We start from the raw sequence: 26127 nt of genomic DNA on the forward strand, positions 1-26127 counted from the left end.
TCTGCGAAGGCAGATTCGTCGGCACCAGTCCGAATCTCTGCTATCTATAAAGGCACCGGAACGATCTGCGGAACTATCCGCGAGAATATTTCTCTATGATGGCATCGGTTAGCCAGCGCGGGGCATTGTAAGGTGCACGCCGCCTGATTAGACTGCGCCGAAACTCGTACACACAGCCCTTTCAAGGACTTATATGATCAAGAAATGCTTGTTCCCAGCAGCCGGTTACGGTACTCGCTTCCTGCCAGCGACTAAAGCCATGCCCAAAGAAATGCTGCCGGTGGTAAACAAGCCACTGATCCAGTACGGCGTCGAAGAAGCACTGGACGCCGGTTTGACCGAAATTTCCATCGTCACCGGCCGCGGCAAGCGCGCTCTGGAAGATCACTTCGACATCAGCTACGAGCTGGAAAACCAGATCAAGGGCACCGACAAGGAAAAATACCTCGTAGGCATCCGCAAACTGCTCGACAACTGCTCATTCTCTTACACTCGCCAGACCGAAATGAAAGGCCTGGGCCACGCCATCCTGACGGGCCGTCCGCTGATCGGCGACGAACCGTTCGCTGTAGTGCTGGCGGATGACTTGTGCGTCAACCTCGAAGGCGACGGCGTACTGACCCAGATGGTCAAGCTGTACAAGCAGTTCCGCTGCTCGATCGTTGCGATCCAGGAAGTCGATCCGCAGGAAACCCACAAGTACGGCGTGATTGCCGGCGAGATGATTCGCGACGACATCTACCGCGTGCACAGCATGGTTGAGAAACCAAAACCTGAAGATGCGCCATCGAACCTGGCGATCATCGGTCGTTACATTTTGACGCCGGACATCTTCGACTTGATCGAACAGACCGAGCCAGGCAAGGGCGGTGAAATCCAGATCACCGACGCCCTGATGAAACAGGCACAAAACGGCTGCGTCATGGCCTACAAGTTTAAAGGCAAGCGTTTTGACTGCGGTGGCGCCGAAGGCTACATCGACGCGACCAACTTCTGCTTCGAGAACTTCTACAAGACGGGCAAGGCTTACTGATAGCGTTTGAGCTGCTTGTACTAAAAGGCCCCGACTTGTTCGGGGTTTTTTTTGGTTCATCACGAATTACCGGGAAAGACGCGCTTGATCTTCATGAAAAAGAACTCACTGTCCCGGTAACCGTACGCCATCCGCTTGATGACCTTTATTCGATTGTTTATTCCTTCCAACTGACCAGTGTGCATCGGCCAGCGAACCCGACTCACGATGCCGCTGATGGACCTGAGTCTGTTCCGCAGCGGCGCCTTTAGCGGTTCTATCGTGATCAATTTAATGAGTCTCGCGTTCCTCGTCGGCTTCGTATTCTTTACCACTCAGTTCTTGCAGATCGTCCTTCAGATGTCGCCCTTGAGTGCTAGCCTCGCGTTGGTCCCAGGTCAGATCATGGCGATTGTAGGGATGGCGGTCGTACCTGTTGCACAGAGATTACAGCTGCATGTGTTGATATCGATTGCGAAGTGCAGATGTCGCTGGCGAGTGAGATGCTATCCAACGCCCATCATGTGGCGGCGAACTTGCCGGGTGATCAAGCGGGAGAACTGATGACGCAAGCGGGAAGGGCATTCGAAGGTGGAATCGGTTTGGTTTCGTGGGTGACGTTCGGCCTGGCACTCATGGCGATTTTGATTGCTTGGCGCACTCTGCGGACACCAAAAAACGCAATCTGCAAAGGGGCATTGATCGAAAACGAAGGTCGGGCCGCGCATCGCATGGCCCGAGCATTTCAGCGCAATGCTTGCTCAACGGCCGCCCGCAGGTATGCTGGTGGCCTGCCGAGGAGATTGAAAATGGCCTTTGATTTTGACCTTTATGTGATTGGCGCCGGTTCCGGCGGTGTTCGGGCTGCGCGATTCGCCGCCGGATTTGGCGCAAAAGTGGCTGTGGCCGAGAGCCGCTACCTGGGCGGAACCTGTGTGAACGTTGGCTGCGTGCCGAAGAAATTGCTGGTCTACGGCGCGCACTTCGCCGAAGACTTCGAGCAGTCTTCCGGTTTTGGCTGGACGCCGGGTGAAGCGAAGTTTGATTGGGCGACGCTGATCGCCAACAAGGATCGCGAGATCAATCGCCTGAACGGCATTTATCGCAACCTGCTGCTCAACAGCGGTGTGACCCTGCATGAAGGCCACGCCAAAATCGTCGATCCCAATACCGTCGAGATCAATGACGAGCGTTTTACCGCCAAGAACATCCTGATCGCCACGGGCGGCTGGCCGCAGATCCCGGAGCTTCCGGGGCACGAGCATGCCATCAGTTCCAACCAGGCGTTCTTCCTTAAAGAGTTGCCAAAACGCGTGCTGGTCGTGGGCGGTGGTTATATCGCAGTCGAGTTCGCCGGGATCTTCCACGGCCTGGGCGCCGAGACCACGTTGCTGTATCGCGGTGACCTGTTCCTGCGCGGCTTTGACGGCGCAGTGCGCAAGCACTTGCAGGAAGAACTGACCAAGCGTGGCATGGACCTGCAATTCAATGCCGACATCGAGCGCATCGAAAAACTGGCCGACGGCAGTCTGAAAGTGACGCTCAAGGACGGTCGCCAGTTGGAAGCCGATTGCGTGTTCTACGCCACCGGCCGCCGCCCGATGCTGGATAACCTCGGGCTGGAAAACACCGGCGTCAAACTCGACAAGAAAGGTTTCGTTGAGGTCGATGAGCAGTACCAGACTGCCGAGCCGTCGATCCTGGCCCTGGGAGATGTGATCGGTCGGGTCCAGCTCACGCCGGTCGCATTGGCCGAGGGCATGGCTGTTGCGCGTCGCCTGTTCAAGCCTGAGCAGTATCGCCCGGTGGATTACAAGATGATCCCGACGGCCGTGTTCAGTTTGCCAAACATAGGCACCGTTGGCCTGACCGAAGAAGAGGCTCGCGAAGCCGGTTACGATGTGGTGATCTTCGAAAGCCGCTTCCGCCCGATGAAGCTGACCCTGACTGAATGCCAGGAGCGCACGCTGATGAAGCTCGTGGTAGACAGCAAGACCGACAAGGTGCTTGGCTGTCACATGGTCGGGCCGGATGCCGGCGAGATTGTGCAAGGTCTGGCGATCGCCTTGAAAGCGGGCGCCACCAAGCGTGACTTCGACGAAACCATCGGCGTGCACCCGACGGCCGCGGAAGAGTTCGTCACCATGCGTACACCGGTCTCGGGTTAAGCGTTTTTCGTTGCGTCTGGCGCTGCCGCAATGGCTGTCGCCAGGCGTTGATACCTGTAGGAGCGAGCTCGCTCGCGAGAAACCTACAGGCGCCGCAGAGCATCTGGTTTTACGCGTTATCGTTGACGACCTTCGCGAGCAAGCTCGCTCCTACAGAAGCTTGCTGCTCCAGCTCTGTACGGGCCTTGGCGAGTTCGATCTCCAGCGTTTTGTTTATCTGCGACTGCTCCTCGACACTCTGCTTCAGCGACTGACTTTCCAGCAGCGCTGCACGCAAGCGTTCCTGGAGGAGGGTGCGCTCGCTGTCGATGCGGTTGACCTGCTCCAGCAATTGATCCTGGCGGGTGTGGGTCTGCTTGAGTTGTTCCTGCAGCAGGCTCAACTCCCGCAGCGTGCCACGGTTTTCAGTCAGTAAACGTTCGTTGTCACGGTGTAGTTGGGTGATTTCATCTTGACGCACAAGAGCGCTTTGCTGAGCCTGGCGCAACTCCATCTGAATCTGCTGCACCTGGCCTTCGTGGCGTCGTTGCTCCTGTTCGCGCTGCTCTTTGACGGCGTTGCGATAGTGTTCCAGAGCATCGCGGGCGTGCAGGTGCTTTTCCTCGAGGGAGCGGATCTGCTCGTCCTTGTCCTGTAAACGTAACTCGAAGTCGGCCAGCGCCTGGTTCAATCCGGCATTGCGGGTTTGCTCGGTCTGCAGCATGGACAGGGTGTTTTGCAGGGTGTCCGATTCTTGCGTCAGCGCCAGGGTTTGAAGTTCGTACTGCTGCTGTAATTCGCTGTTGGCTTCTTGCGAGTCGGTCAGCTGGATTTCCAGCGCTTTTCGTTGTTGCTCGAACTGTGCGCGCGCCTGATCGATGGGCTCCTGCGCCTGTTCCTTGAGGCGTTGCGCAATGCGCGAGACCAGCCCTGCTAGTTCGTCATCGATGGGTTCGGAGGAGTGCGCTGCCGGTTCGATACCGTCATCCAGCTCCTTCAAATACCGGTGAATAGTGGTTTTCGAGCCGGTGTTACCCATCTCGATGCGTACCGCATCGATGCTTGGGTGTTCGCCACGAGCGAGGATAGCCAGGCGCGCCGTTTGAACCACTGCTTTGTTTATACCGCCACGAGCCATGTCATCTCCTACGATTTCGTACTGTGGTACGTACCACTATAATTGGCAGTGTACCATGCGTTCGGAAAACGATAAAAGTGTAAATTATTGATACGGGATATACTGGTATTACCCAATGTGATGCTCTGTGGATCGCTTTTACAATTCTGAAAGCCATACGATTTCGAGACGTGAGCCTATGACCGAGCTGGATCGCTACCTGCAAGCCGCCACTCGCGACAACACCCGCCGTAGCTATCGAGCGGCCATCGAGCATTTCGAAGTGAGTTGGGGCGGTTTCCTGCCGGCCACCGCTGACAGCGTCGCGCGCTATTTGGTGGCGTACGCCGGTGAGTTGTCGATCAACACGTTGAAGCTGCGCTTGTCGGCGCTTGCGCAGTGGCACAACAGTCAGGGCTTTGCTGATCCCACCAAGGCCCCCGTTGTGCGCAAGGTGTTCAAAGGCATTCGCGCGCTGCACCCGGCTCAGGAAAAACAGGCAGAACCCTTGCAGCTTCAGCATCTGGAGCAAGTGGTGACCTGGCTTGAGCAGGAGGCACAAACCGCCAAATCACAAAACGATCAACCGACTCTGTTAAGAGCCCGGCGCGATAGAGCGCTGATCCTGCTTGGCTTCTGGCGAGGTTTCCGTAGCGATGAATTGTGCCGGGTACAGATCGATCATGTGCAGGCCCGCGCCGGTTCCGGCATAACCCTGTATCTGCCGCGAAGCAAAACTGACCGCGCAAACCTCGGCAAGACCTACCAGACGCCAGCATTGCAGCGATTGTGTCCGGTGCAGGCCTATATCGCCTGGATTACTGAAGCGGCGCTAGTGCGCGGGCCAGTCTTCCGTGGCATCGACCGCTGGGGGAATGTGAGCGAGGAGGGGATCCACGCCAACAGCGTTATCCCTTTGCTGCGCCATGCGCTGGAGCGCGCAGGCGTCCCGGCCGAGCAGTACACCAGTCACTCCCTACGACGCGGTTTTGCCACGTGGGCACATCAAAGCGGTTGGGATTTGAAATCGCTGATGAGCTACGTCGGTTGGAAGGACATGAAGTCGGCCATGCGTTACGTGGAAGCTAATCCGTTTCCCGGAATGGCCCGGCTTGCTGAAAGGTCATTGGTACCCTAGATATCGTTTCCTTCTATTAATACCGTCTGCTAATAGCGAAAACCCATCAGCAGCATCAAGTTTGCCAATGAGCCATCCGTCCGTCGAGTGGGTAGAGTTCACGCCATCAACTTCTTAACCCCTGACGGAGAGTCAACGATGCCAATCATCAACAGCCAAGTTAAACCGTTCAAAGCTACCGCCTACAAAAATGGCGACTTCGTACAAGTGTCGGACGCTGACCTTAAAGGCAAGTGGTCTGTCGTGTTCTTCTACCCAGCCGATTTCACCTTCGTTTGCCCGACCGAACTGGAAGACCTGGCAGACAACTACGACGCGTTCCAGAAACTGGGCGTCGAAATCTACAGCGTGTCCACTGACACCCACTTTGCCCATGCTGCCTGGCACAACACTTCGCCAGCCATCGGCAAAATCCAGTACACCATGATCGGCGACCCGACCCACGCCATTTCCCGCAACTTCGACGTGCTGATCGAAGAAGCCGGTCTGGCTGACCGTGGCACCTTCGTGATCAACCCTGAAGGCCAGATCAAAATCGTTGAACTGAACGATGGCGGCGTTGGCCGTGACGCTTCCGAGCTGTTGCGCAAAATCAAGGCGGCTCAGTACGTCGCTGCTCACCCAGGTCAGGTTTGCCCAGCCAAGTGGAAAGAAGGCGAGGCCACTCTGGCGCCGTCCCTGGACCTGGTCGGCAAGATATAAGTCTGTGACGCGCTCCATCAGGGCGGAGTTCCGCACCTCCTAAGTCAGCTGCACCGCCCAAAGTAAAACGCCCGGGCGAGATTCGCTCGGGCGTTTTTTTATGTCTTCACAAAAAGGAAATCGCCCGTATGTTGGACGCCAATCTTAAAGCCCAGTTGAAATCGTACCTGGAACGGGTCACCCAACCGATCGAGATCGTTGCATCCCTCGACGACGGTGCGAAATCCCGGGAAATGCTTGAACTGCTGAAAGACGTTGCCAGTCTTTCCGCGCAAATTACCTTGATCGACAACGGTGACGACGCACGCAAGCCATCGTTCTCGATCAACCGCCCCGGTGCTGATATCAACCTGCGTTTCGCCGGCATTCCGATGGGCCACGAATTCACCTCGCTGGTACTGGCCTTGCTGCAAGTCGGCGGTCACCCCTCGAAAGCCAGTGCGGAAGTGATCGAACAGATTCGCTCGCTCAAGGGCGAGTTCAGCTTCGAGACGTACTTCTCGCTGTCCTGCCAGAACTGCCCGGACGTCGTTCAAGCGCTGAACCTGATGGCCGTACTGAACCCGAACGTCCGCCACGTCGCCATCGACGGTGCGTTGTTCCAGGCCGAAGTCGATGATCGCAAGATCATGGCCGTGCCAAGCATTTATCTGAACGGCGAGATTTTCGGCCAGGGCCGTATGGGGCTGGAGGAAATCCTCGCCAAGATCGACACCAGCGGTGCCGAACGCCAGGCCGAGAAAATCAGCGCTAAAGAAGCCTTTGATGTGTTGGTGGTCGGTGGTGGTCCTGCCGGTGCTGCGGCAGCCATCTACGCCGCTCGCAAAGGCATTCGCACCGGAGTCGCGGCTGAGCGTTTTGGTGGGCAGGTGCTGGACACCATGGCCATCGAGAACTTCATCTCCGTGCAGGAAACCGAAGGGCCGAAACTGGCCAGCGCTCTCGAAGAGCACGTCAAGCAGTACGACGTAGACATCATGAATCTGCAAAGGGCCACGGCGCTGATACCGGCGAAAAACCCTGGCGAGTTGCACGAGGTTCGCTTCGAAAGCGGTGCCACCTTGAAAACCAAAGCGCTGATCCTGGCCACGGGCGCACGCTGGCGTGAAATGGGTGTGCCGGGCGAGCAGGAATACAAAGCCAAAGGCGTGTGTTTCTGCCCGCACTGCGACGGCCCGCTGTTCAAAGGCAAGCGCGTAGCGGTAATCGGCGGCGGAAACTCCGGTGTCGAAGCGGCGATCGATCTGGCCGGTATTGTCAGCCATGTCACGCTGCTGGAGTTTGACAGCAAACTGCGCGCCGATGCCGTGCTGCAACGCAAGTTGTTCAGCCTCCCGAACGTCGATGTGATCACCAGCGCACTGACCAGTGAGGTGAAGGGGGACGGCCAGAAAGTGACCGGCCTGGTCTACAAGGATCGCGATTCGGGCGAGTTCAACACGGTCAACCTCGAAGGCATCTTCGTGCAGATCGGTTTGCTGCCGAACACCGACTGGCTCAAAGGCACCGTCGAGTTGTCGCCGCGTGGCGAGATCATCGTCGATGCGCGAGGCGAGACATCGTTGCCGGGTGTGTTTGCTGCCGGTGACGTGACTACCGTGCCATACAAGCAGATCGTGATTGCGGTGGGCGAGGGCGCCAAGGCTTCCCTGAGCGCATTCGATCACCTGATCCGGACATCCGCCCCGGCCTGATCGCCGACGCTTAAAACACAAAACCCTGTAGGAGCGAGCGTGCTCGCGATGGGCGCCAACGATAACGCTGGGAGGCTGGCACCCGTGGCGGTCTCAGGTTTTTCGCGAGCAAGCTCGCTCCTACAGGGGGACTTGGGTGTTTTAAATCGGCGCAGGCTGAATGATCTCGACCCAGTAGGCATCCGGATCCTTGATGAACGCCAGGCTTTTCATGCGGCCATCGTTCAGGCGCTTCTGGAAATCGCAACCCAGCGCCTCGAAGCGCTCGCACGCAGCGACTATGTCCGGCACCGAGATGCAAATGTGGCCGAAACCGCGCGGGTCAGTGTTGCCGTTGTGGTAGGCGAAATCCGCATCGTTTTCGGTGCCGTGGTTGTGGGTCAGTTCGAGAATGCCGGGGATCGATTTCATCCACTCGGTGCGTGCCGCGGCATCGGCCGGGATCTGGTCTTTATCGACCAGTGCCAGGAAGTACAGGCTGAACTCGGCTTCCGGAAAGTCGCGCTTTTCCACCAGCGAAAAACCCAGGATGCGCGTATAGAAATCCAGGGACTTGGTAATGTCCTTGACCCGCAGCATGGTGTGGTTGAAGACGAATTTCTGGGTGGCGGTATCGGGTTGGGCGGTAACACCCGGGAAAGTGTTCAATTCGTGCAGGCTCATGGGCCCTCCGGAAAAAGTGGGGCTAACGAATGGCGACAATGATACGCAAGGGCGCAGGCATCACCAAACCCAAACCGTCGGCTATTGCCTGACAGCCGGACGAGGCTCAGACTTTGCGGTTCAATCCGTGAGTGTTCATTGCAATGATCCGATTCTGTAAATCACTGTTCGTTCTGATTGGCCTGCTGTCCGGCATTACTTACGCTCATGCGCAGACGCCGATCATGACCTGGCCGGATGGCTGGGAAGTTGAAGCGATCCCTCTGGATGATGCCAAGCCTCAGGTGTCTCGCCAGCGTGCGGTGAAAAACGATCAGAGCGGTACACCGGTGGTGGTGATGGAGTTGACCATGACATCCGTTGAAAGCGGGCATCAGGTGAATGTGCAGGGCGTGTTGCTGGAGATGCGCAAGTCAGTGCAGAAAGACTTCTTCCAAGGCGGCTATCAAAGCGTATGCAACAAAATCCACCCGGCCACCCTGAGCCGGCTATCGGCACTGGAAACTACCTGCACGATTACCCAAAACGGCCGACATGTGTTGTCGCAAACATTGGTCGCGGCTGTGGATGCCGATCAGGCCTATGTTCTTTCGTACGCGGGGCAGGCCGATGCTTATAAGGCAAGCCTGGATGAAATAGAGACGGCTCGTAACAGCTTGAAACTTTAGTTAAAGGTTTGCGTGTTCGTGCATTTCGCAATCTTTAGATAACCAAAGGGATTAAGCAAAAAGTTAATCTGCAAGTAGTGAGTTGATCGCTCCCAATCGTTGCATTTAGAAGATATCCGTGAAAAAAAGCCCTGCGTCAGCAGGGCTTTTTTTGTCACCGCGAGCGCTTAGCCGCGCAGCCAGGAATCAACGGTGGCAGCACCGTATTGTTCCTTCCAGGCTTTCAGGCCACGGTGGTTGCCGCCCTTGGTTTCAATCAGTTCACCAGTGTGCGGGTTCTGATAAACCTTGACCACGCGAGCGCGGCGGGTTTTAGGTGCGGCGGCCTGTTGCAGACCGGATTTGGCCGGGTTCGGATCGAGGATGGCGATGATGTCGCGCAGGCTCTTGCCGTAGGTTTTCATCAGCCCCTGGAGCTTTTCTTCGAATTCGATTTCTTTCTTGAACCCGGCATCGTTCTTCAGGGATTCCAGCTGCTTGAGCTGCTCTTGAAGGGCCTTTTCAGCTGCACGAAATTCAGCGAGTCTGGACAATATCTTTACTCCAATAGTGTGTTTGGCTGATACCAACCGCAAACAAAGCTATAAGCCAAGAGCCTTGAAGCGACTCGGTGATAAGTGGCTCACCTGCCAATCTATCGCAGGTAAGAAAAATTGTAGTAGTTAATGAGCAAAGAGTAAATCCTGACTTTTTCTTCATGTAACAAGAGTAGTCTTTTGATTCAAGTCGGTGCACGGCCTCGTTGTCTTGTCGCATAAAAACGCTAGTTAATGGTGACTTAATGCATCAATGAAGTCTGCACCGGGCATCGGCCGGCCGAACAGATACCCTTGCAAGAAGTTAACGCCATGAACGGTGAGGTAATCACTTTGCTCCTCGGTTTCCACGCCCTCGGCAACGATACCCAGATCAAGCTTGGCCGACAGCTCGATAATGCTGTCCAGTATGTGCCGGGAAAGGGCGTCGGCGCCGATCATGGCGACAAAACTCTGGTCGATTTTCAGGAAATCGACGTTGAACTGGCGTAAATAACCAAGACTTGAGTGACCCGTGCCGAAGTCATCGATGGCGATCATCACGCCCAGCGCGCGCAGTTGCTCGAACAACTGAAGCGTGATGGCGGTTGGCTCAATAAGTTCGCGTTCGGTCAGCTCCAGCACCAGATTGATGGAGCCCGGCGAAAAGGCGCTGAGAAACTTGCGGCAGTCATCGACCAGTTTCAGGTCCTTGCAATGGCTGGCGGTGATGTTGATGCCGATGTGAAACGGTTCATCGAACAGGGATGAGACAGGCGCCAACAATTGCGCAGTTTGTTGCATCAACGAGCGGGTCATCGGCACGATCAAGCCAGAATGCTCGGCAAACGGGATGAACAGGTCAGGGCGTACCAGGCCTTCCTTCGGGTGATTCCAGCGCATCAATACTTCAGTGCCGGACCATTTCTTGTTCGCGCCATGCACCACCGGCTGAAAATACGGAATGAACTCCGCCGCCTCCAGCGCTCGCTGTAGTTCATGGCTGGGTGACGTCGAGCGTTTTTGCAAAACATGTCCAATCAGGCCGGACACTACGCCAAAAAAGACCAGCAAGCTGAACAGCGGCGGGTACTCGCTGGTCATGTAACGCCAGGTCTCACCCTTCGGAAAACCCGCTGCAACGGTAAAGCCGTAACGCGAGGAAATCATTTTACTTTCGGCAACGGGCAGGGCGGTCAGCGCCCCAACGTGAACCTTGCCTTCGGCTGACAACCAGCTTGGGCCGACCTGCAACATCAGTAGCGTCGAGCGGCTGATCAAGCGCAGCACGTTGCTCAAGTGATAACCGTCCAGCGTGCTCAGCGCGCCCTTTTTACCTTCGCTGATGCGGTACACCAGCACCGGGCTGTCGGGCGTGACCAGATTGCCTTTCAGCAGCATCAACTTGCCGTTGCTGTAGTCGCCTGCATCGAGTTTTTCACGAAAGTCACCGAACAACGAACTGCAGTAATTAATGTCGTCCCACACCAGATTGGTAGAGCGCACAAACGGACGACGGGTGACCTGTTCGCGCAAGGCAAGCTTGACGTCGTTGCAGGATTGACCGGCCATCGGCAACAACTCGCGCGCGGCCTGGGCGGTATTGTCGAGCATCAGTTCGAATTGGCGGATGGCTTCGTCGGCGGTCTGTCGGGTGCTGTGCTGAAGCGCACGCTCAGCCTGCCAGTAAAGAATAGCGAACCCCAACAGCATCGGGAGCAAACCGCTCAATACCGTCACAACACTGCGGGTGCCGCGTTTGCGGCGGGTTTTGACAGTCAGTGGCATTCGCGAAACCTGTAACGATGAAATAGGGCTCTCAAATGCTGGCAAGATAACGGCACGCTTCCCAAAAGAGTTTAGTCAGACGCCATGATAGTTGTCCTTTGAGGCTCGCGCCGTTCATTGTTAGTCAAAACGTGTGGCGACCAAGGGGATTTTCCTGTGCAACAAACCCCTTGCGCGAGCAGGGAAAAAGGGGATTTGATACAGAAGGCGGACAAACCTGATTACGCTGTGTAGAATCAGGTTACGCATATAAGAATAATCGTCTTCTGGCAGCAGAAGCCTCGCCCGCAATAGCCTTGGGTCGACAATGAAAAGTTTCGGGTTTCAATTGATCTACGGAGACTTCCTCGCCCGCAGCGTGCGGGGCATCTCCTGCGCGCCACCCGCCCGTCTCAGCATTGCCAGCAACTAACGATCCGTTAATTGACCAGAAAATGATGAGGCGCCAACCATGGCAGATTTATACGAAAACCCGATGGGCCTGATGGGCTTTGAATTCATTGAATTCGCATCGCCAACCCCGAACACCCTGGAGCCGATCTTCAAGATCATGGGCTTCACCAAGGTCGCGACCCATCGCTCCAAAGACGTGCATCTGTATCGCCAGGGCGCGATCAACCTGATCCTCAACAACGAACCCAACAGCGTCGCTTCGTACTTCGCGGCCGAGCACGGCCCGTCGGTGTGCGGCATGGCGTTTCGCGTCAAGGATTCGCAACAGGCGTACAAACGCGCACTAGAACTCGGCGCCCAGCCGATCCACATCGAAACCGGCCCAATGGAACTGCACCTGCCTGCGATCAAAGGTATCGGTGGCGCGCCGCTGTACCTGATTGACCGTTTCGGCGAAGGCAGCTCGATCTATGACATCGATTTCGTGTTCATCGAGGGCGTTGATCGCAACCCGGTCGGCGCGGGCTTGAAAATCATCGACCACCTGACTCACAACGTGTATCGCGGTCGCATGGCGTACTGGGCGAACTTCTACGAGAAGCTGTTCAACTTCCGTGAAATTCGCTACTTCGACATCAAGGGCGAATACACCGGCCTGACCTCCAAGGCGATGACCGCACCGGACGGCATGATCCGCATCCCGTTGAACGAAGAGTCGTCCAAGGGCGCCGGGCAGATCGAAGAGTTCCTGATGCAGTTCAACGGCGAGGGGATTCAGCACGTCGCGTTCCTCAGTGAAGACCTGATCAAGACCTGGGATCACCTGAAAAGCATCGGCATGCGTTTCATGACTGCGCCTCCGGAAACCTATTACGAAATGCTCGAAGGCCGTTTGCCGAACCACGGCGAGCCGGTTGATCAGCTGCAAGCACGCGGCATTCTGCTGGACGGTTCGTCCGAGTCGGGCGACAAGCGTCTGCTGTTGCAGATCTTCTCGGAAACCTTGATGGGCCCGGTGTTCTTCGAATTCATCCAGCGTAAAGGCGACGATGGGTTCGGCGAAGGCAACTTCAAGGCGCTGTTCGAATCGATCGAACGCGATCAGGTTCGTCGTGGTGTGCTTTCCACCGACTAAGCCGGTATCGCCGTAAAACGTGTGGGAGCGGGCTTGCTCGCGAAAGCGGTTTATCAGTCACTAATCAGGTGTCTGATACGCCGGTTTCGCGAGCAAGCCGCTCCCACATTTGGTTTTGCGCAGACCTTAAGGTTTGCGTTGCCGGACCATGTGCTTGAACCCTTCAAACACCAGCACCAGCACCGCCAACCAGATCGGAATATAGGTCAGCCATTCGCCGGCATCGATGCTTTCCCCGAGCAGCAACGCGACGCCAAGTAACAGCACCGGCTCGACATAACTCAACAGCCCGAACAGGCTGAACGGCAGCAACCGGCTGGCGATGATGTAGATCACCAGCGCGGAGGCACTGATCACGCCGAGAATCGGGATCAACAACGACAGCCATGGATGCTGATCAAACACACTGAATCCTTGTTCGCCCGTCTGCACGAACCAGAAAGCCACGGGCAGCGTGAGTGCCATGTCCAGCCACAAGCCGCCCAGATTGTCAGCTGCCAGACGCTTGCGCAGGATGAAATAGGTCGGATAACCCACGCACACCAGTAAGGTCGCCCAGGAAAAGCCACCGACCTGATACACCTCGTTGATCACACCGAGGCAGGCAAAAAACACCGCAATCTTTTGCAGATAGGAAAGGCGCTCACCGTAGGCCAGTCGCCCGGTCAGCACCATGGTCAATGGCAACAGAAAATAGCCCAGTGACACATCGAGGCTGTAGCCGTTGAGCGGTGCCCACATGAACAGCCAGAGCTGCACACCGAGCAGGGCAGAAGAGGCAATCAGGCCGGCAATCAGTTTCGGCCGGGCGGCGGCTCGCCGGACAATCTCGACCGCTCGCTTCCATTCCCCGGACACCACCATGAACACGGTCATGCACGGCACCGTCAGCAGCATACGCCAGCCGAAAATTTCCACGCCGCTCAACGGGGTGAGCAACGAGGTGTAGTAATACATGACGGCAAACAACACCGAGGCCGTGACCGATAGAGCGATACCTTTAGACAAACTGTCCTCGCGATGTTGAAGGTGAAAAGGGGGGGCGGAGGATACGTGGTTTTCGAGCCGAATATTGACCTACTGATCAACACCGACCAACTGTAGGAGCGAGCTTGCTCGCGATGGTGTGTCAGCTGACACCGATGTAGCTGATACTCCATCGCGAGCAAGCTCGCTCCTACAGTGGGATTGTGTTTCTTCAGGTGTTGCGGGATTTACGGCCGGACACGAAATGGCTCACATCATTGAAACCCGGCGTCGACGCATGCCCCGGTGTCACCAGCGAGTCGATAAACGCTTCATCCTCAGGCGTAATCTTCACCGCCTGCGCCTTAGTGTAGGCGTCCCATTGTTCTTCGGTACGCGGCCCGACAATGGCGGAGGTGACGGCGCTGTTGTTCAGCACCCAGGCAATCGCGAACTCGACAATGCCCACGCCACGACCTTGCGTGTATTGCTGGATCTGCTGGGCGATGCGCAGGGATTCCACCCGCCATTCCGTTTCCAGAATGCGTTTGTCTGCGCGACCGGCGCGACTGTTGGCGTCCGGTTTAACATCCGGCGCGTATTTGCCGCTGAGCACGCCACGCGCCAGCGGGCTGTAAGGCACCACGCCCAACCCGTAGTTCTGCGCGGCGGTGATCTGTTCGGTTTCGGCCTGACGGTTGACGATGTTGTACAACGGCTGACTGATGACGGGGCGGTCGACACCCAGGTTGTCGGCCACGCGGATGACCTCGGCGATGCGCCAGCCGCGGTAGTTCGACAGACCCCAGTAGCGGATTTTGCCCTGGCGAATCAGGTCGCCAATAGCCGACACCGTGACCTCCAGCGGTGTGTTGTGGTCTTCGCGGTGCAGATAATAAATGTCGAGGTAGTCGGTGCCGAGGCGCGTGAGGCTGGCGTCGATGCCATTGAAGAGGTGCTTGCGGCTCAGGCCGCTGCGGTTCGGCACGCCATCCACCGGGCCGAAACCGACCTTGGTGGCGAGCACCCATTCGTGACGGTTACCGGCAATTGCTTCGCCGACGATTTCCTCGGAGCGGCCACCGGTGTAGACGTCGGCGGTGTCGATGAAATTGATGCCCTGGTCCCAGGCCTTGTCGATGATCCGCAGGGAATCTTCGGTGTTGGTCTGTTCGCCGAACATCATGGTGCCAAGGGTCAGGGTGGACACCTGCAAACCCGAATGACCCAGCGTACGGTAGCTCATGACGAATTCCTTTTGCCAATGGGAAAGGCTCAATCAAATACCAGAACAACCGCGAGGATCAAAGTGAATTATCGAACACCCCGAATCAAAAATGTGGGAGCGGCGGTGCGGCGATCCGACTTGCTCGCGAAGGCGTCAGGTCAGCCGACCTATCCGGTGACTGAACCAACGCTTTCGCGAGCAAGCCCGCTCCCACAAGAGACCAGCGTTATTCACAATTTTGCATCGTATTGCGGGAACGAGTCTGTTGATCTCCGGTTTGTAGAAATGAACAATAATCCTCTGTGCCGCTTGTGTAGTGGACCGGCGTTATTGTTCGGACCTGCTGGCAGCATGAGGGTATTGGAACTGGAGAACTCACATGAAAATCGTCATCGCCCCCGATTCGTTCAAGGACAGCCTGAGTGCCCAAGGTGTGGCCGACGCCATCGCGCTCGGGTTGGCGCAAGTCTGGCCCGATGCGCAATTGGTCAAATGCCCGATGGCCGATGGGGGCGAAGGCACGGTCGATTCGATTCTGGCCGCCTGCGAAGGTCAGTTGCGTCGAAGCAATGTCCGGGGGCCGTTGGGCACAATGGTCGATGCGGCGTGGGGCTGGTTGCCACAGAGCCTGACGGCGATCATCGAAATGGCCGAGGCCAGCGGCCTGCAACTCGTGCCGCCGGGGCAGCGTGATGCGTGTGTCAGCAGCACGTTCGGCACTGGCGAGTTGATCCGCGCCTCCCTCGATGCCGGGGCGCAACGGGTGATCCTCGCGATTGGCGGCAGCGCCACCAACGACGGCGGCGCGGGGGCGATGCAAGCCTTGGGCGTCAAGCTGCTGGATGCCCAAGGCGAAACTCTGGCCCCAGGCGGACTGGCGCTGGCGCAACTGGCTCGCATTGATTTGAGTGACCTTGATCCGCGTCTGGCCCAGGTGCGCTTCGACATCGCCGCCGACGTCAACAATCCGCTGTGCGGCCACCACGGTGCCTCGGCGATTTTCGGTCCGCAGAAAGGCGCCTCGCCTGCGCAGGTCGAACAACTGGATCGCGCCCTCGGACACTTCGCCGAACTCTGCGCCAAAACCCTCAACAAAGACGTGCGTGACGAACCCGGCAGCGGTGCGGCGGGCGGTCTGGGATTTGCCGCCAAGGCGTTTCTTGGCGCGCAGTTCAAGGCTGGGGTTGAAGTGGTCGCAGAACTGGTGGGTCTGGCCGAGGCAGTGAAGGACGCCGATCTGGTGATCACCGGGGAAGGTCGTTTCGATGCGCAGACCTTGCGCGGCAAGACACCCTTTGGTGTCGCGCGGATCGCTCGGCAACACTGCGTGCCGGTGATCGTTATCGCCGGCACATTGGGTGAGGGCTATCAGGCTTTGTACGAGCATGGCATCGATGCCGCATTTGCCTTGGCGAGCGGGCCGATGACACTGGAGCAGGCGTGCACCGAGGCACCGCGGTTGTTGTGTGAACGGGCGAGTGACATCGCCCGGGTCTGGCGCATGGCCGCCCCGAAACCCTGAGTAAATCTATGTGGTGAGGGGAGCTTGCTCCCGCTGGACTGCGAAGCAGCCCCAAAAAACGGCGGCTGCTGCGCACCCGAGCGGGAGCAAGCTCCCTCGCCACAAATGCTCTGTCGGCATGTGTCTCAGCCGTGAAACACTCGTAACCCCTTGAAAAATATTTTGCAAATCCCCGCATAAATCCTCAACCCCAGCCGATACAGAGATCAGGCGCACACAAACCTATTACAACAGTGGCGCCAGACAGAACGGTGCGCCTCAATGCCCGCCCGCCAGTCATCACGGCAAGGATGCTCGACGCCTCAATCACCCGAGTATCGTCCTATGTCCCTGCGTAATCTGAACATCGCGCCTCGAGCTTTCCTGGGTTTCGCCTTCATTGCCTTGCTGGTCATCGTGTTGGGCGTGTTTGCCGTTAACCGCATGACGATCATTCGCCAGGCCTCGGTCGATATGGGCTCGAACCAGCTGCCCAGCGTCGGACTCATCGGCAATATGACCGAAAGCGTCTTGCGCATGCGCATCCTCTCGTTCCGCATTCTGGTCAACCGTGATCCGGCCGCGTTGCAGGAAGCCCAGACCCGCATCGGCGTGCTCGTCGACAAACTGCGCAGCGCCCAGGCCAGTTATGCCGCGTTGCCTGCCGAGCCGGAAGAGGCCGCGCTGTACAAGACGTTCACGGCCACCCTCGATAACTACATGCAAGCGCAGAACCAGATGATGGAGCTGTCGCGGCAGAACAAGCTTGATGAAATGCGCAGCCTGATCAATACGCGGATCAAGGAAGGCACCGACCAGATGGGCGAGCAGCTCAATAAACTGGTGGCACTCAATACCCGTTACGCGAAGTCTGCTTTGGCCGAGGCGGGCGAGGAATACAACAACGCGATCACCGGCATCATCGTGGTTGCGGTGGTCGCGGCGCTCATGACCGTGTTGCTGGCCTGGCTGCTGACCCGCAGCATCCTCACGCCGCTGAACCGTGCGGTGCAGGCAGCGGAAACCATCGCCGGTGGCAACCTGACCAAAGCCATCGAAATCGATGGCAAGGATGAGCCGGCGCGCTTGCTCGGCGCGTTGTCCACCATGCAGGCCAGCCTGCGCCAAACCATTGAGCAGATCGCCGGCTCCGCCACCCAACTCGGCGCTGCCGCCGAAGAGCTCAGCACTGTGACGCAAGAAGCGTCTCGCGGCCTGCAACAGCAAAACAATGAAATCGAACAAGCCGCCACCGCCGTCAACGAAATGACTGCCGCCGTGGAAGAAGTAGCACGCAACGCCGTATCGACATCCGAAGCCTCGAATCAGTCGACCCAGGCCGCCCGCGAAGGTCGCGACCGCGTGGTGGAAACCGTCGACGCCATCCAGACCATGACCCACGACGTGCAAAACACCTCGCTGATGATCGAAGGGCTGGCGACTCAAGGCCGCGATATCGGCAAAGTGTTGGACGTGATCCGCGCCATCGCTGAACAAACCAACCTGCTGGCCCTCAACGCCGCGATCGAAGCCGCACGCGCCGGTGAAGCCGGGCGTGGTTTTGCCGTGGTGGCGGACGAGGTCAGGGCGCTGGCCCATCGCACTGCGCAATCGACTCAGGAAATCGAGAAGATGGTCGCCGGCATTCAAAACGGCACAGGCGAGGCGGTGTCATCGATGCAGCAAAGCAATCAGCGCACCCAAAGCACTCTGGAAATGGCCCGTGCCGCCGGTGTAGCGCTGGAGCAGATCACCCAGTCGATCCATCTGATCAATGAACGCAACCTGGTGATCGCCAGTGCGTCCGAGGAGCAGGCGCAGGTGTCCCGTGAAGTCGACCGCAACCTGGTGAACATCCGCGACCTGGCCACCCAGTCCGCCGCCGGTGCCAATCAGACCAGCGCCGCCACTCACGAACTGTCGCGGCTGGCCGTTGATTTGAACGCGATGGTGGCGCGTTTCGTGATTTGAGATAGGGTTGTGGCTAGGAACACGCGCGACTGGAGAAATACATGCGCTATTCAGCCTTGACCCAACGAATCGCCGGCGACGGCGCCGCGGCCTGGCAAATTCATTACCGAGCATTGGAGTTACGAGAGCAGGGTGTCGATGTGTTGCTGCTGTCGGTGGGTGATCCGGACTTCGATACGCCGCGACCCATCGTTCAGGCGTGCATCGACAGCCTGTTGGCCGGCGACACCCACTACGCAGAAGTACGCGGCAGTCGTGGATTGCGCGACAGCATCGCCAGCCGTCATCGGCGGCGAAGTGGGCAGACGGTGGATGTCGATGAAGTGATCGTGATGCCCGGCGCGCAATGCGGGGTGTATTCGGTCGTGCAATGTCTGCTCGATCCGGGCGATGAAGTGATCGTCGCCGAACCGATGTACGTGACCTATGAAGGTGTGTTCGGCGCCTGCGGGGCCAAGGTGGTGCCGGTGGCGGTGCGTCCCGAGAACGGCTTTCGCGTCGATCCGGCGGATGTCGCGGCGCTGATTACGCCGAAAACCCGCGCCGTTTTGCTCAACAGTCCAAACAATCCTTCCGGCGCCAGTTTGCCGCTGATGATCTGGCAGGAGTTGGCGTCGCTCTGTGTTCGGCACAACCTGTGGCTGATCAGTGACGAGGTTTACAGCGACCTGTTGTACGAAGGCGAGCACATCAGCCCGGCCAGTCTGCCGGGCATGGCCAAGCGCACCGCGACGATCGACAGCCTGTCCAAATCCCACGCCATGAGCGGCTGGCGAGTGGGCTGGGTGATCGGGCCGAAAACCTTGATCGACCATCTGGAACATTTGTCGTTGTGCATGCTGTTCGGCATTCCGGATTTTGTGCAGAACGCGGCGCAAGTCGCGCTGGACGGAGATCTGCCGGAAGTGGCGATGATGCGCGAGGAATATCGCCAGCGTCGCGACCTGGTGTGCGCACGTCTGAATGCTTGCCCGGGGTTGCGGGCGGTTCGGCCGGATGGCGGAATGTTTGTGATGGTCGACGTGCGCCAGACTGGGCTGTGCGCCCAGCGTTTCGCCGAGCGGTTGCTGGAGGGCTATGGCGTTGCGGTGTTGGCCGGCGAAGCGTTCGGGCCCAGCGCGGCAGGGCATATCCGGATCGGCTTGGTGGTGGATCAGCAGAAACTGGCAGATGCGTGTCGGCGGATCGCTTTGTGTGCGGCGGATTTGCTGGAATCACGTCGGGCCTGAGTTGCGTGGACAGTTCCGGCCCCTTCGCGAGCAAGCCCGCTCCCACGGTTCTGTGGTGGGAGCGGGCTTGCTCGCGAAGACTGAGTGACCCGCAACGATATTCTCAGCTCCTCCACGCCCGTGACGAGCGCGAGGCCTGGAGCATTTGTGCACGGTTCAATTGAACAGGCCCGCGGCGATATTGATGGAAAACCCGAGAATCGCCGTGTTGAACAGAAAACCGATCAGCGACTGCGCCAGCACTATCTTGCGCAAATCCCGGGTTGCCACGCCGACGTCAGAGGTCTGTACCGCCGCGCTGATGGTGAACGAGAAATACAGGAAGTCCCAGTAATTGGGGGTGTTCAGGCCTTCGGCGAAACGCAGTGCCGGGTCTTTGCCGTTCCAGGTGTAGAACAGACGGGCGTAATGCACGCTGAAAATCACCCCGATCAGCAGCCATGAACCGACCACGGTCAACGCGGTGAAACCGTAATGCAACAGCTTGCGGGTGGTTTCCAGGTCCTTGCTGCCGGCCAGTTCGAAGGTGATGGTCGCGAGGCTGGCAATCGCGGCGATGCACACCACGAACAACACCAACCCGGCGTTCTCGTCTTCGACCTCGGCGATGCGCTTCACGTCCGGTGCTTTGGCGCGTGCGGTGAGCCAGAGCATCAATACCAGATAGGTCCAGACCCCGGCATTCCAGCCGAAGAGGATTTTGCTGATGATCGAGTCGGTGGGAGCCAGAATGCCCACCGCGACGCCGAGGGTAGCAGCGGCGGAGAGGCGAGGGTGGGTGCGGGCGAGGAAGGGCATGGAGGCTCGATGGGTCGGGGCGATGCAAACACCTTAGCCCAGCGCAGTCCGTTGTGACCACACTCGAGAGAACAACACGATCCATGTGGGAGCGGGCTTGCTCGCGAATGCGGTGTGTCAGTCAATGTTGATGTCGACTGATACACCCCATTCGCGAGCAAGCCCGCTCCCACAGTTGAATTGTGTTTGTTCAGTTACCTTTGTGGCGTTTGCGCACCAGCTTCATTACCACCACAAAAAACACCGGTACAAACACCACCGCCAGTGTCGCGGTGATCATTCCGCCGATCACGCCGGTGCCGATGGCCTGCTGGCTCGCTGAGCTGGCGCCGGTGGCGATCGCCAGCGGCACGACGCCGAGGATGAACGCCAGGGACGTCATGACGATCGGCCGCAGGCGCAGGCGCGCGGCTTGCAGCGTGGCGTCGATCAGGTCGTGGCCTTCGTCGACCAGGCTCTTGGCGAACTCGATGATCAGGATCGCGTTCTTCGCCGACAGGCCGATGATGGTGATCAGCCCGACCTTGAAGAACACGTCGTTGGGCATCCCGCGCAACGTCACCGCCAGCACCGCGCCGAGCACGCCGAGCGGCACCACCAGCAGCACCGAGGTCGGAATCGACCAGCTTTCATACAATGCCGCGAGGCACAGGAACACGATCAACAGCGACAACCCGAGCAAGATTGGCGCCTGGCTGCCGGACAAGCGTTCCTGCAACGACAGCCCGGTCCATTCCTGACCCAGTCCTGCCGGCCCCTGTGCGACCAGCCGTTCGATTTCCGCCATCGCTTCACCCGTGCTGTGGCCCGGTTTTGGCTCGCCGGAAATGCTGATCGCCGGATAACCGTTGTAACGGGTCAGTTGCGCCGGCCCCTGAGTCCATGTGGCCTGGACGAAGGCCGAGAGCGGCACCATTTTCCCGCTGTTGTTGCGCACATGAATCTTCAAAAGATCGGCGACTTGACTGCGCTGATCGCCTTCAGCCTGAACCACCACCCGTTGCATCCGCCCCTGATTGGGGAAGTCGTTGATGTAGGCCGAACCCACGGCGGTGGACAGCACGCTGCCGATGTCGGCGAATGAAACGCCCAGTGCATTCGCCTGTTTGCGGTCCACGATCAGTTGCACCTGCGGCGCTTCGGCCAGCGCACTTTCGCGCACGTTCATCAGGATCGGACTTTTCTCGGCAGCCGCCAGCAACTGGGTGCGCGCCTGCATCAGCGTGGCATGGCCAAGGCCGCCACGGTCCTGCAAACGGAACTCGAAACCGCTGGACGTGCCGAGGCCGTCCACCGGTGGTGGCAGGACCGAGAGCGCCATGGCGTCCTTGATCTGGCTCAACGCAATGTTGGCGCGGTCGGCAATCGAACTCGCTGAATCGTCGCTGCCGCGATCTGACCAGTCTTTCAACGTGGTAAACGCCAGCGCCGCATTCTGCCCGCTGCCGGAAAAGCTGAACCCGAGAATCACCGTGCTGTCGCCGACGCCGGGTTCCGTGGTGTTGTGGGCTTCGATCTGCTCGACCACCTGCACCGTTCGATTCTTGCTCGCGCCGGGTGGTAATTGAATGTCGGTGATCGTGTATCCCTGATCTTCCACCGGCAGGAACGAGGAGGGTAGCCGGCTGAAACACAGGGCCAGTGCGACCAGCAGCACACCGTAGATCAACAGGTAGCGACCGCTGCGTTTAAGCGCAAAGGCGACCCAACCCTGATAGCGCTCGGTCAGTTGCTCGAAGCGCTTGTTGAACCAGCCGAAAAAACCGCCCTTGGCGTGATGGTCACCCTTGGCAATCGGCTTGAGCAGCGTCGCGCAGAGCGCCGGGGTCAAAGTCAGGGCGAGGAAAGCCGAGAACAGGATCGACGTCGCCATCGACAACGAGAACTGCCGGTAAATCACCCCGACCGAACCCTGCATGAACGCCATCGGAATAAACACCGCGACCAGCACCAGGGTGATGCCGATGATCGCCCCGGTGATCTGCTGCATTGCCTTGCGCGTCGCCTCTTTCGGCGACAGGCCTTCGGTGACCATGATTCGCTCGACGTTCTCCACCACGACGATGGCATCGTCCACCAGAATGCCAATGGCCAGCACCATGCCGAACATGGTCAGCACGTTGATCGAGAACCCCAGCGCGAGCATGGTCGCAAAGGTGCCCATCAGCGCCACCGGCACCACGAGGGTCGGGATCAGCGTGTAGCGGATGTTTTGCAGAAACAGGTACATCACCGCGAACACCAGCACCATCGCCTCGACCAGGGTGTAAACCACTTTGGTGATCGAGACTTTGACGAACGGCGAAGTGTCGTACGGAATCTTGTATTCCACATTGGCCGGGAAGTAGTGCGCCAGTTCATCCATCTTCGCTCGCACCAGCGTCGCGGTGCTCAGGGCATTGGCGCCGGGCGACAACTGTACGCCGACGGCAGTGGACGGCTTGCCGTTCAGACGCGTACCGAACTGATACTCCTGACTGCCAATCTCGACCCGGGCCACATCGCCAATGCGCACGGTGGAACCGTCGGGATTGGCCTTGAGCACGATGTCGGCAAATTCTTCCGGGGTCGACAACTGACCTTTCACCAGAATGGTCGCGGTGATTTCCTGGGTGGTGCGGGTCGGCAATTCGCCGATGCTGCCGGCCGAGACCTGAGCGTTCTGCGCCACGATAGCGGCATTGACGTCGGCTGGCGTCAGGTTGAAACCGATCAGCTTCTGCGGGTCGATCCAGATCCGCATCGCCCGTTCAGCGCCGTACAGGCGGGCCTTGCCGACACCGTCCAGACGCTTGATCTCGTTCATCACGTTACGCGCGAGATAATCGCTGAGCGCCACATCGTCGAGCTTGCCGTCAGTGGACGTCAGGGTGATCAGCAGCAGGAAGCCGGCGGACACTTTCTCGACCTGCAAGCCTTGCTGATTGACCGCTTGCGGCAGGCGCGACTCCACGACTTTCAGACGGTTCTGCACATCCACCTGGGCCATTTCCGGGTTCGTGCCCGGCTGAAAAGTCGCCTTGATCGTGGCACTGCCGAGGCTGCTTTGCGATTCGAAATACAGCAGATGATCGGCACCGTTTAGCTCTTCCTCGATCAGGCTGACCACACTTTCGTCCACGGTCTGCGCCGAAGCGCCCGGGTACACGGCATAGATTTCGATCTGCGGCGGCGCGACGTCGGGGTACTGCGCCACCGGCAATTGCGGAATGGCCAGCGCACCGGCCAGCAGGATGAACAGGGCAACCACCCAGGCGAACACCGGGCGGTCGATAAAGAACTGCGGCATAGAAAAGCGTCCTGCTTACTGACCAGTGGCCTGGGCAAGTGGAAGAGGGGAGTCGTCGATCTGCACTTTCTCGCCGGGCTTGGCGTGTTGCAGGCCTTCGATGACGATGCGGTCGCCGGGCTTGAGGCCTGCGGTGACGATCCAGCGATCGTTTTGCACCGCGCCCAGCTCAACCGGTTGCTGGCCGACCCGTTGATCCGCGTCGAGCAACAGCACTTGAGCAATACCGGCGCTGTCACGCTGGATGGCCCGTTGCGGCACGCTGATGCCTTGCTGATTCACCGCTTGCTCCAGGCGCACCCGCACGAAGCTGCCCGGCAGCAAGTCGAGGTCCGGGTTGGGAAATTCGCTGCGCAGGATGATCTGGCCGGTGCCCGGGTCGACGGTGATGTCGGTGAACAGCAGCTTGCCCGGCAACGGATAGAGACTGCCGTCGTCCTGGATCAGCGTGGCTTTGGCCTGACCCTGGCCCACTTCCTTCAACTGACCGGAGCGGAAGGCGCGGCGCAGATCGTTGAGCTCACGGGTTGATTGGGTGAGGTCGGCATGAATCGGGTTCAGTTGCTGAATCAATGCCAGTGGCGTGGTTTCGTTCTGCCCGACCAACGCGCCTTCGGTGACCAGTGCACGGCCGATGCGCCCGGAAATCGGCGCGGTGACGGTGGCGTAGCCGAGGTTGAGTTTCGCCCGCTCCACGGCGGCCTTGTTGGCGGCGACCTGGGCGGCGGTTTGCCGTACGGCGGCCCGGGCGTTGTCGTAGTCCTGACCGCTGATGGCGTTGCCTTCGATCAACTGGGCATAACGCTGCTCTTGCAGGCGCGCCTGAAACGCATTGGCCTCGGCTTTTCGCAGTTCCGCTTCGGCGCTGTCCAGGTCAGCCTTGAACGGCGCGGGGTCTATGCGAAACAGCACATCGCCTTTTTTTACATCGCTGCCTTCGCGGAAGACCCGTTGCAAAACGACGCCGGCGACACGGGCGCGAACTTCGGCAATCCGCGGCGCGGCAATCCGCCCGCTCAGCTCGCTGGTGATCGACAGAGGCCGGGCATCGAGCGTCTCGATGCGCACGCTGGCCAGGGGTGCCTGTTCTTCGGCGTTCGAGGACTTGTCACAAGCGCTCAGCGTCAACGCCAGTGCCAGCAGGCTGAGCTTGGCAAGCAGGTTCTTTGACATGTAAATACCCCAATAATGAACTCCCGCATCCTACGGGCAGCGGACGAGGGTAGCGGTGAAGCTTTGTTGGTGCTGTGTGAAATTGTGTAAGGGTTTTACTCAGGTGCGGGTGAGGGCGTATATCCTTCACGGCTTGATTCTTACTGCGACCGTCAGGCCGCCATCGCGAGCAAGCTCGCTTCCACAGGGATTTGATGTGAGCACAGATTTTGCGAACATCCTCGATCAACTGTGGGAGCGAGCTTGCTCGCGATAGCGGTCTATCAGACGCCAAAGCACTTTCTGGAAACACCCATGCCCAACATCCTCCTGGTCGAAGACGACACCGCGCTCTCCGAACTGATTGCCAGCTACCTGGAACGCAACGGCTATTGCGTCAGCGTGATCAGCCGCGGCGACCACGTGCGCGAACGGGCGCGGGTCAATCCGCCGGACCTGGTGATTCTCGACCTGATGTTGCCGGGCCTCGACGGCTTGCAAGTCTGTCGCTTGCTGCGCGCGGATTCGGCCACGCTGCCGATCCTGATGCTCACCGCCCGCGATGACAGCCACGATCAGGTGCTGGGCCTGGAAATGGGCGCCGATGACTACGTCACCAAACCCTGCGAACCTCGTGTGTTGCTGGCCCGCGTCCGTACGCTGTTGCGCCGCAGCAGCCTCAGCGAACCGCAGACCGCCAACGACCGCATTCTCATGGGCAACCTGTGCATCGACCTGTCCGAGCGCACCGTGACCTGGCGCCAGCAACTGGTCGAATTATCCAGCGGCGAATACAACCTGCTGGTGGTGCTGGCCCGGCATGCCGGTGAAGTGCTGAGCCGCGACCAGATCCTGCAACGCCTGCGCGGTATCGAATTCAACGGCACCGACCGTTCGGTGGACGTGGCGATCTCTAAGTTGCGGCGAAAATTCGACGACCACGCCGGCGAGGCACGCAAGATCAAAACCGTGTGGGGCAAGGGTTACCTGTTCAGCCGCTCCGAGTGGGAATGCTGAGGCG

The 26127-nt window shown here is 58.7% G+C and carries 20 protein-coding genes and 1 pseudogene; 11 read left to right on the plus strand and 10 right to left on the minus strand.

All coding sequences use genetic code 11. From position 1 onward, the window contains the following. The first annotated feature begins 193 nt into the window (after window positions 1-193). Entirely contained in the window at window positions 194-1033 is an 840-nt protein-coding gene (gene galU, locus ACYZT9_RS12120) for a UTP--glucose-1-phosphate uridylyltransferase GalU (RefSeq protein ID WP_010460715.1), read from the plus strand. A gap of 59 nt (window positions 1034-1092) precedes the next feature. Here galU and ACYZT9_RS12125 read toward each other — a convergent pair. Beyond that, window positions 1093-1251: pseudogene (locus ACYZT9_RS12125) on the minus strand (transposase); the annotation flags it as partial. 570 nt (window positions 1252-1821) lie between these two features. On the opposite strand from ACYZT9_RS12125, the gene gorA reads away from it, so the two are divergent. Beyond that, window positions 1822-3180 (plus strand): glutathione-disulfide reductase, encoded by a 1359-nt coding sequence (gene gorA / locus ACYZT9_RS12130; RefSeq protein WP_462009984.1) that lies wholly within the window; start codon window positions 1822-1824, stop codon window positions 3178-3180. A gap of 109 nt (window positions 3181-3289) precedes the next feature. Here gorA and ACYZT9_RS12135 read toward each other — a convergent pair whose 3' ends face one another. After that, window positions 3290-4297 (minus strand): DNA-binding protein, encoded by a 1008-nt coding sequence (locus tag ACYZT9_RS12135; RefSeq protein WP_462009985.1) that lies wholly within the window; start codon window positions 4295-4297, stop codon window positions 3290-3292. 178 nt (window positions 4298-4475) lie between these two features. On the opposite strand from ACYZT9_RS12135, the gene ACYZT9_RS12140 reads away from it, so the two are divergent. The 3 genes from ACYZT9_RS12140 (at window position 4476) to ahpF (ending at window position 7810) form a co-directional block, all read left to right on the plus strand. Next, window positions 4476-5414, plus strand: a complete 939-nt coding sequence (locus ACYZT9_RS12140; protein WP_462009986.1) for a site-specific integrase — start codon at window positions 4476-4478, stop codon at window positions 5412-5414. 138 nt (window positions 5415-5552) lie between these two features. Continuing rightward, window positions 5553-6116: an alkyl hydroperoxide reductase subunit C gene (ahpC, locus tag ACYZT9_RS12145; RefSeq protein WP_008155117.1), complete on the plus strand. Its 564-nt coding sequence runs from the start codon at window positions 5553-5555 to the stop codon at window positions 6114-6116. Between the two features lie 128 nt (window positions 6117-6244). Further along, on the plus strand, window positions 6245-7810 hold the full coding sequence (ahpF, locus tag ACYZT9_RS12150) for an alkyl hydroperoxide reductase subunit F (protein ID WP_462009987.1): 1566 nt from the start codon (window positions 6245-6247) through the stop codon (window positions 7808-7810). A gap of 141 nt (window positions 7811-7951) precedes the next feature. Here ahpF and gloA read toward each other — a convergent pair whose 3' ends face one another. After that, window positions 7952-8473 carry a lactoylglutathione lyase gene (gloA, locus tag ACYZT9_RS12155; RefSeq protein WP_462009988.1) on the minus strand — a complete coding sequence of 174 codons (522 nt, stop codon included), beginning with the start codon at window positions 8471-8473 and terminating at the stop codon, window positions 7952-7954. 143 nt (window positions 8474-8616) lie between these two features. Between gloA and ACYZT9_RS12160 the strand changes: the two genes are divergently transcribed. Further along, on the plus strand, window positions 8617-9141 hold the full coding sequence (locus ACYZT9_RS12160; protein WP_462009989.1) for a DUF4946 domain-containing protein: 525 nt from the start codon (window positions 8617-8619) through the stop codon (window positions 9139-9141). 167 nt (window positions 9142-9308) lie between these two features. Here ACYZT9_RS12160 and ACYZT9_RS12165 read toward each other — a convergent pair whose 3' ends face one another. Next, window positions 9309-9674: a histone-like nucleoid-structuring protein, MvaT/MvaU family gene (locus tag ACYZT9_RS12165; RefSeq protein WP_462009990.1), complete on the minus strand. Its 366-nt coding sequence runs from the start codon at window positions 9672-9674 to the stop codon at window positions 9309-9311. Window positions 9675-9908: 234 nt separating this feature from the next. After that, window positions 9909-11444 (minus strand): EAL domain-containing protein, encoded by a 1536-nt coding sequence (locus ACYZT9_RS12170; protein ID WP_462009991.1) that lies wholly within the window; start codon window positions 11442-11444, stop codon window positions 9909-9911. Window positions 11445-11895: 451 nt separating this feature from the next. Here ACYZT9_RS12170 and hppD point away from each other — a divergent pair, with 451 nt between their 5' ends. Next, complete coding sequence (gene hppD / locus ACYZT9_RS12175) at window positions 11896-12972, plus strand: 4-hydroxyphenylpyruvate dioxygenase (RefSeq protein WP_462009992.1); 1077 nt, start codon at window positions 11896-11898, stop codon at window positions 12970-12972. A gap of 126 nt (window positions 12973-13098) precedes the next feature. On the opposite strand, the gene rarD is transcribed toward hppD, so the two are convergent. Continuing rightward, on the minus strand, window positions 13099-13980 hold the full coding sequence (gene rarD, locus ACYZT9_RS12180; protein ID WP_462009993.1) for an EamA family transporter RarD: 882 nt from the start codon (window positions 13978-13980) through the stop codon (window positions 13099-13101). A gap of 190 nt (window positions 13981-14170) precedes the next feature. Then, window positions 14171-15184, minus strand: a complete 1014-nt coding sequence (locus tag ACYZT9_RS12185) for an aldo/keto reductase (protein WP_462009994.1) — start codon at window positions 15182-15184, stop codon at window positions 14171-14173. 361 nt (window positions 15185-15545) lie between these two features. On the opposite strand from ACYZT9_RS12185, the gene ACYZT9_RS12190 reads away from it, so the two are divergent. The 3 genes from ACYZT9_RS12190 (at window position 15546) to ACYZT9_RS12200 (ending at window position 19867) form a co-directional block, all read left to right on the plus strand. Further along, on the plus strand, window positions 15546-16688 hold the full coding sequence (locus ACYZT9_RS12190; RefSeq protein WP_462009995.1) for a glycerate kinase: 1143 nt from the start codon (window positions 15546-15548) through the stop codon (window positions 16686-16688). Between the two features lie 324 nt (window positions 16689-17012). Beyond that, window positions 17013-18638, plus strand: a complete 1626-nt coding sequence (locus tag ACYZT9_RS12195) for a methyl-accepting chemotaxis protein (protein WP_462009996.1) — start codon at window positions 17013-17015, stop codon at window positions 18636-18638. A 41-nt stretch (window positions 18639-18679) separates the two neighbouring features. Next, window positions 18680-19867, plus strand: coding sequence for a pyridoxal phosphate-dependent aminotransferase (locus tag ACYZT9_RS12200; RefSeq protein WP_462009997.1), 1188 nt, complete (start codon window positions 18680-18682; stop codon window positions 19865-19867). Window positions 19868-20023: 156 nt separating this feature from the next. Here the strand turns inward: ACYZT9_RS12200 and ACYZT9_RS12205 are convergent, their stop codons facing one another. From ACYZT9_RS12205 to ACYZT9_RS12215, 3 genes are all read right to left on the minus strand, one after another. After that, window positions 20024-20665 (minus strand): DUF1345 domain-containing protein, encoded by a 642-nt coding sequence (locus ACYZT9_RS12205; protein WP_462009998.1) that lies wholly within the window; start codon window positions 20663-20665, stop codon window positions 20024-20026. Between the two features lie 190 nt (window positions 20666-20855). Continuing rightward, window positions 20856-23954 carry a multidrug efflux RND transporter permease subunit gene (locus tag ACYZT9_RS12210; protein ID WP_462009999.1) on the minus strand — a complete coding sequence of 1033 codons (3099 nt, stop codon included), beginning with the start codon at window positions 23952-23954 and terminating at the stop codon, window positions 20856-20858. A gap of 15 nt (window positions 23955-23969) precedes the next feature. Beyond that, window positions 23970-25127 (minus strand): efflux RND transporter periplasmic adaptor subunit, encoded by a 1158-nt coding sequence (locus ACYZT9_RS12215; RefSeq protein WP_462010000.1) that lies wholly within the window; start codon window positions 25125-25127, stop codon window positions 23970-23972. A 294-nt stretch (window positions 25128-25421) separates the two neighbouring features. Between ACYZT9_RS12215 and ACYZT9_RS12220 the strand changes: the two genes are divergently transcribed. Beyond that, a complete protein-coding gene (locus ACYZT9_RS12220; RefSeq protein WP_462010001.1) occupies window positions 25422-26123 on the plus strand; it encodes a response regulator in 702 nt (233 codons plus the stop codon). The last annotated feature ends 4 nt before the right edge of the window (window positions 26124-26127 follow it).

The organism is Pseudomonas sp. ZT5P21, assembly GCF_054897785.1.

Bases quoted from the DNA above. Each gene is read 5' to 3' on its own strand.
- ACYZT9_RS12160 (WP_462009989.1), top strand. From the start codon at position 8,617: ATGATCCGATTCTGTAAATCACTGTTCGTTCTGATTGGCCTGCTGTCC.
- ACYZT9_RS12210 (WP_462009999.1), bottom strand. From the start codon at position 23,954: ATGCCGCAGTTCTTTATCGACCGCCCGGTGTTCGCCTGGGTGGTTGCC.
- ACYZT9_RS12185 (WP_462009994.1), bottom strand. From the start codon at position 15,184: ATGAGCTACCGTACGCTGGGTCATTCGGGTTTGCAGGTGTCCACCCTG.
- ACYZT9_RS12215 (WP_462010000.1), bottom strand. From the start codon at position 25,127: ATGTCAAAGAACCTGCTTGCCAAGCTCAGCCTGCTGGCACTGGCGTTG.
- ACYZT9_RS12190 (WP_462009995.1), top strand. From the start codon at position 15,546: ATGAAAATCGTCATCGCCCCCGATTCGTTCAAGGACAGCCTGAGTGCC.
- ACYZT9_RS12220 (WP_462010001.1), top strand. From the start codon at position 25,422: ATGCCCAACATCCTCCTGGTCGAAGACGACACCGCGCTCTCCGAACTG.
- ACYZT9_RS12205 (WP_462009998.1), bottom strand. From the start codon at position 20,665: ATGCCCTTCCTCGCCCGCACCCACCCTCGCCTCTCCGCCGCTGCTACC.
- gorA (WP_462009984.1), top strand. From the start codon at position 1,822: ATGGCCTTTGATTTTGACCTTTATGTGATTGGCGCCGGTTCCGGCGGT.
- ACYZT9_RS12195 (WP_462009996.1), top strand. From the start codon at position 17,013: ATGTCCCTGCGTAATCTGAACATCGCGCCTCGAGCTTTCCTGGGTTTC.
- ACYZT9_RS12200 (WP_462009997.1), top strand. From the start codon at position 18,680: ATGCGCTATTCAGCCTTGACCCAACGAATCGCCGGCGACGGCGCCGCG.
- ahpF (WP_462009987.1), top strand. From the start codon at position 6,245: ATGTTGGACGCCAATCTTAAAGCCCAGTTGAAATCGTACCTGGAACGG.
- hppD (WP_462009992.1), top strand. From the start codon at position 11,896: ATGGCAGATTTATACGAAAACCCGATGGGCCTGATGGGCTTTGAATTC.
- galU (WP_010460715.1), top strand. From the start codon at position 194: ATGATCAAGAAATGCTTGTTCCCAGCAGCCGGTTACGGTACTCGCTTC.
- ahpC (WP_008155117.1), top strand. From the start codon at position 5,553: ATGCCAATCATCAACAGCCAAGTTAAACCGTTCAAAGCTACCGCCTAC.
- ACYZT9_RS12170 (WP_462009991.1), bottom strand. From the start codon at position 11,444: ATGCCACTGACTGTCAAAACCCGCCGCAAACGCGGCACCCGCAGTGTT.
- ACYZT9_RS12140 (WP_462009986.1), top strand. From the start codon at position 4,476: ATGACCGAGCTGGATCGCTACCTGCAAGCCGCCACTCGCGACAACACC.
- gloA (WP_462009988.1), bottom strand. From the start codon at position 8,473: ATGAGCCTGCACGAATTGAACACTTTCCCGGGTGTTACCGCCCAACCC.
- ACYZT9_RS12135 (WP_462009985.1), bottom strand. From the start codon at position 4,297: ATGGCTCGTGGCGGTATAAACAAAGCAGTGGTTCAAACGGCGCGCCTG.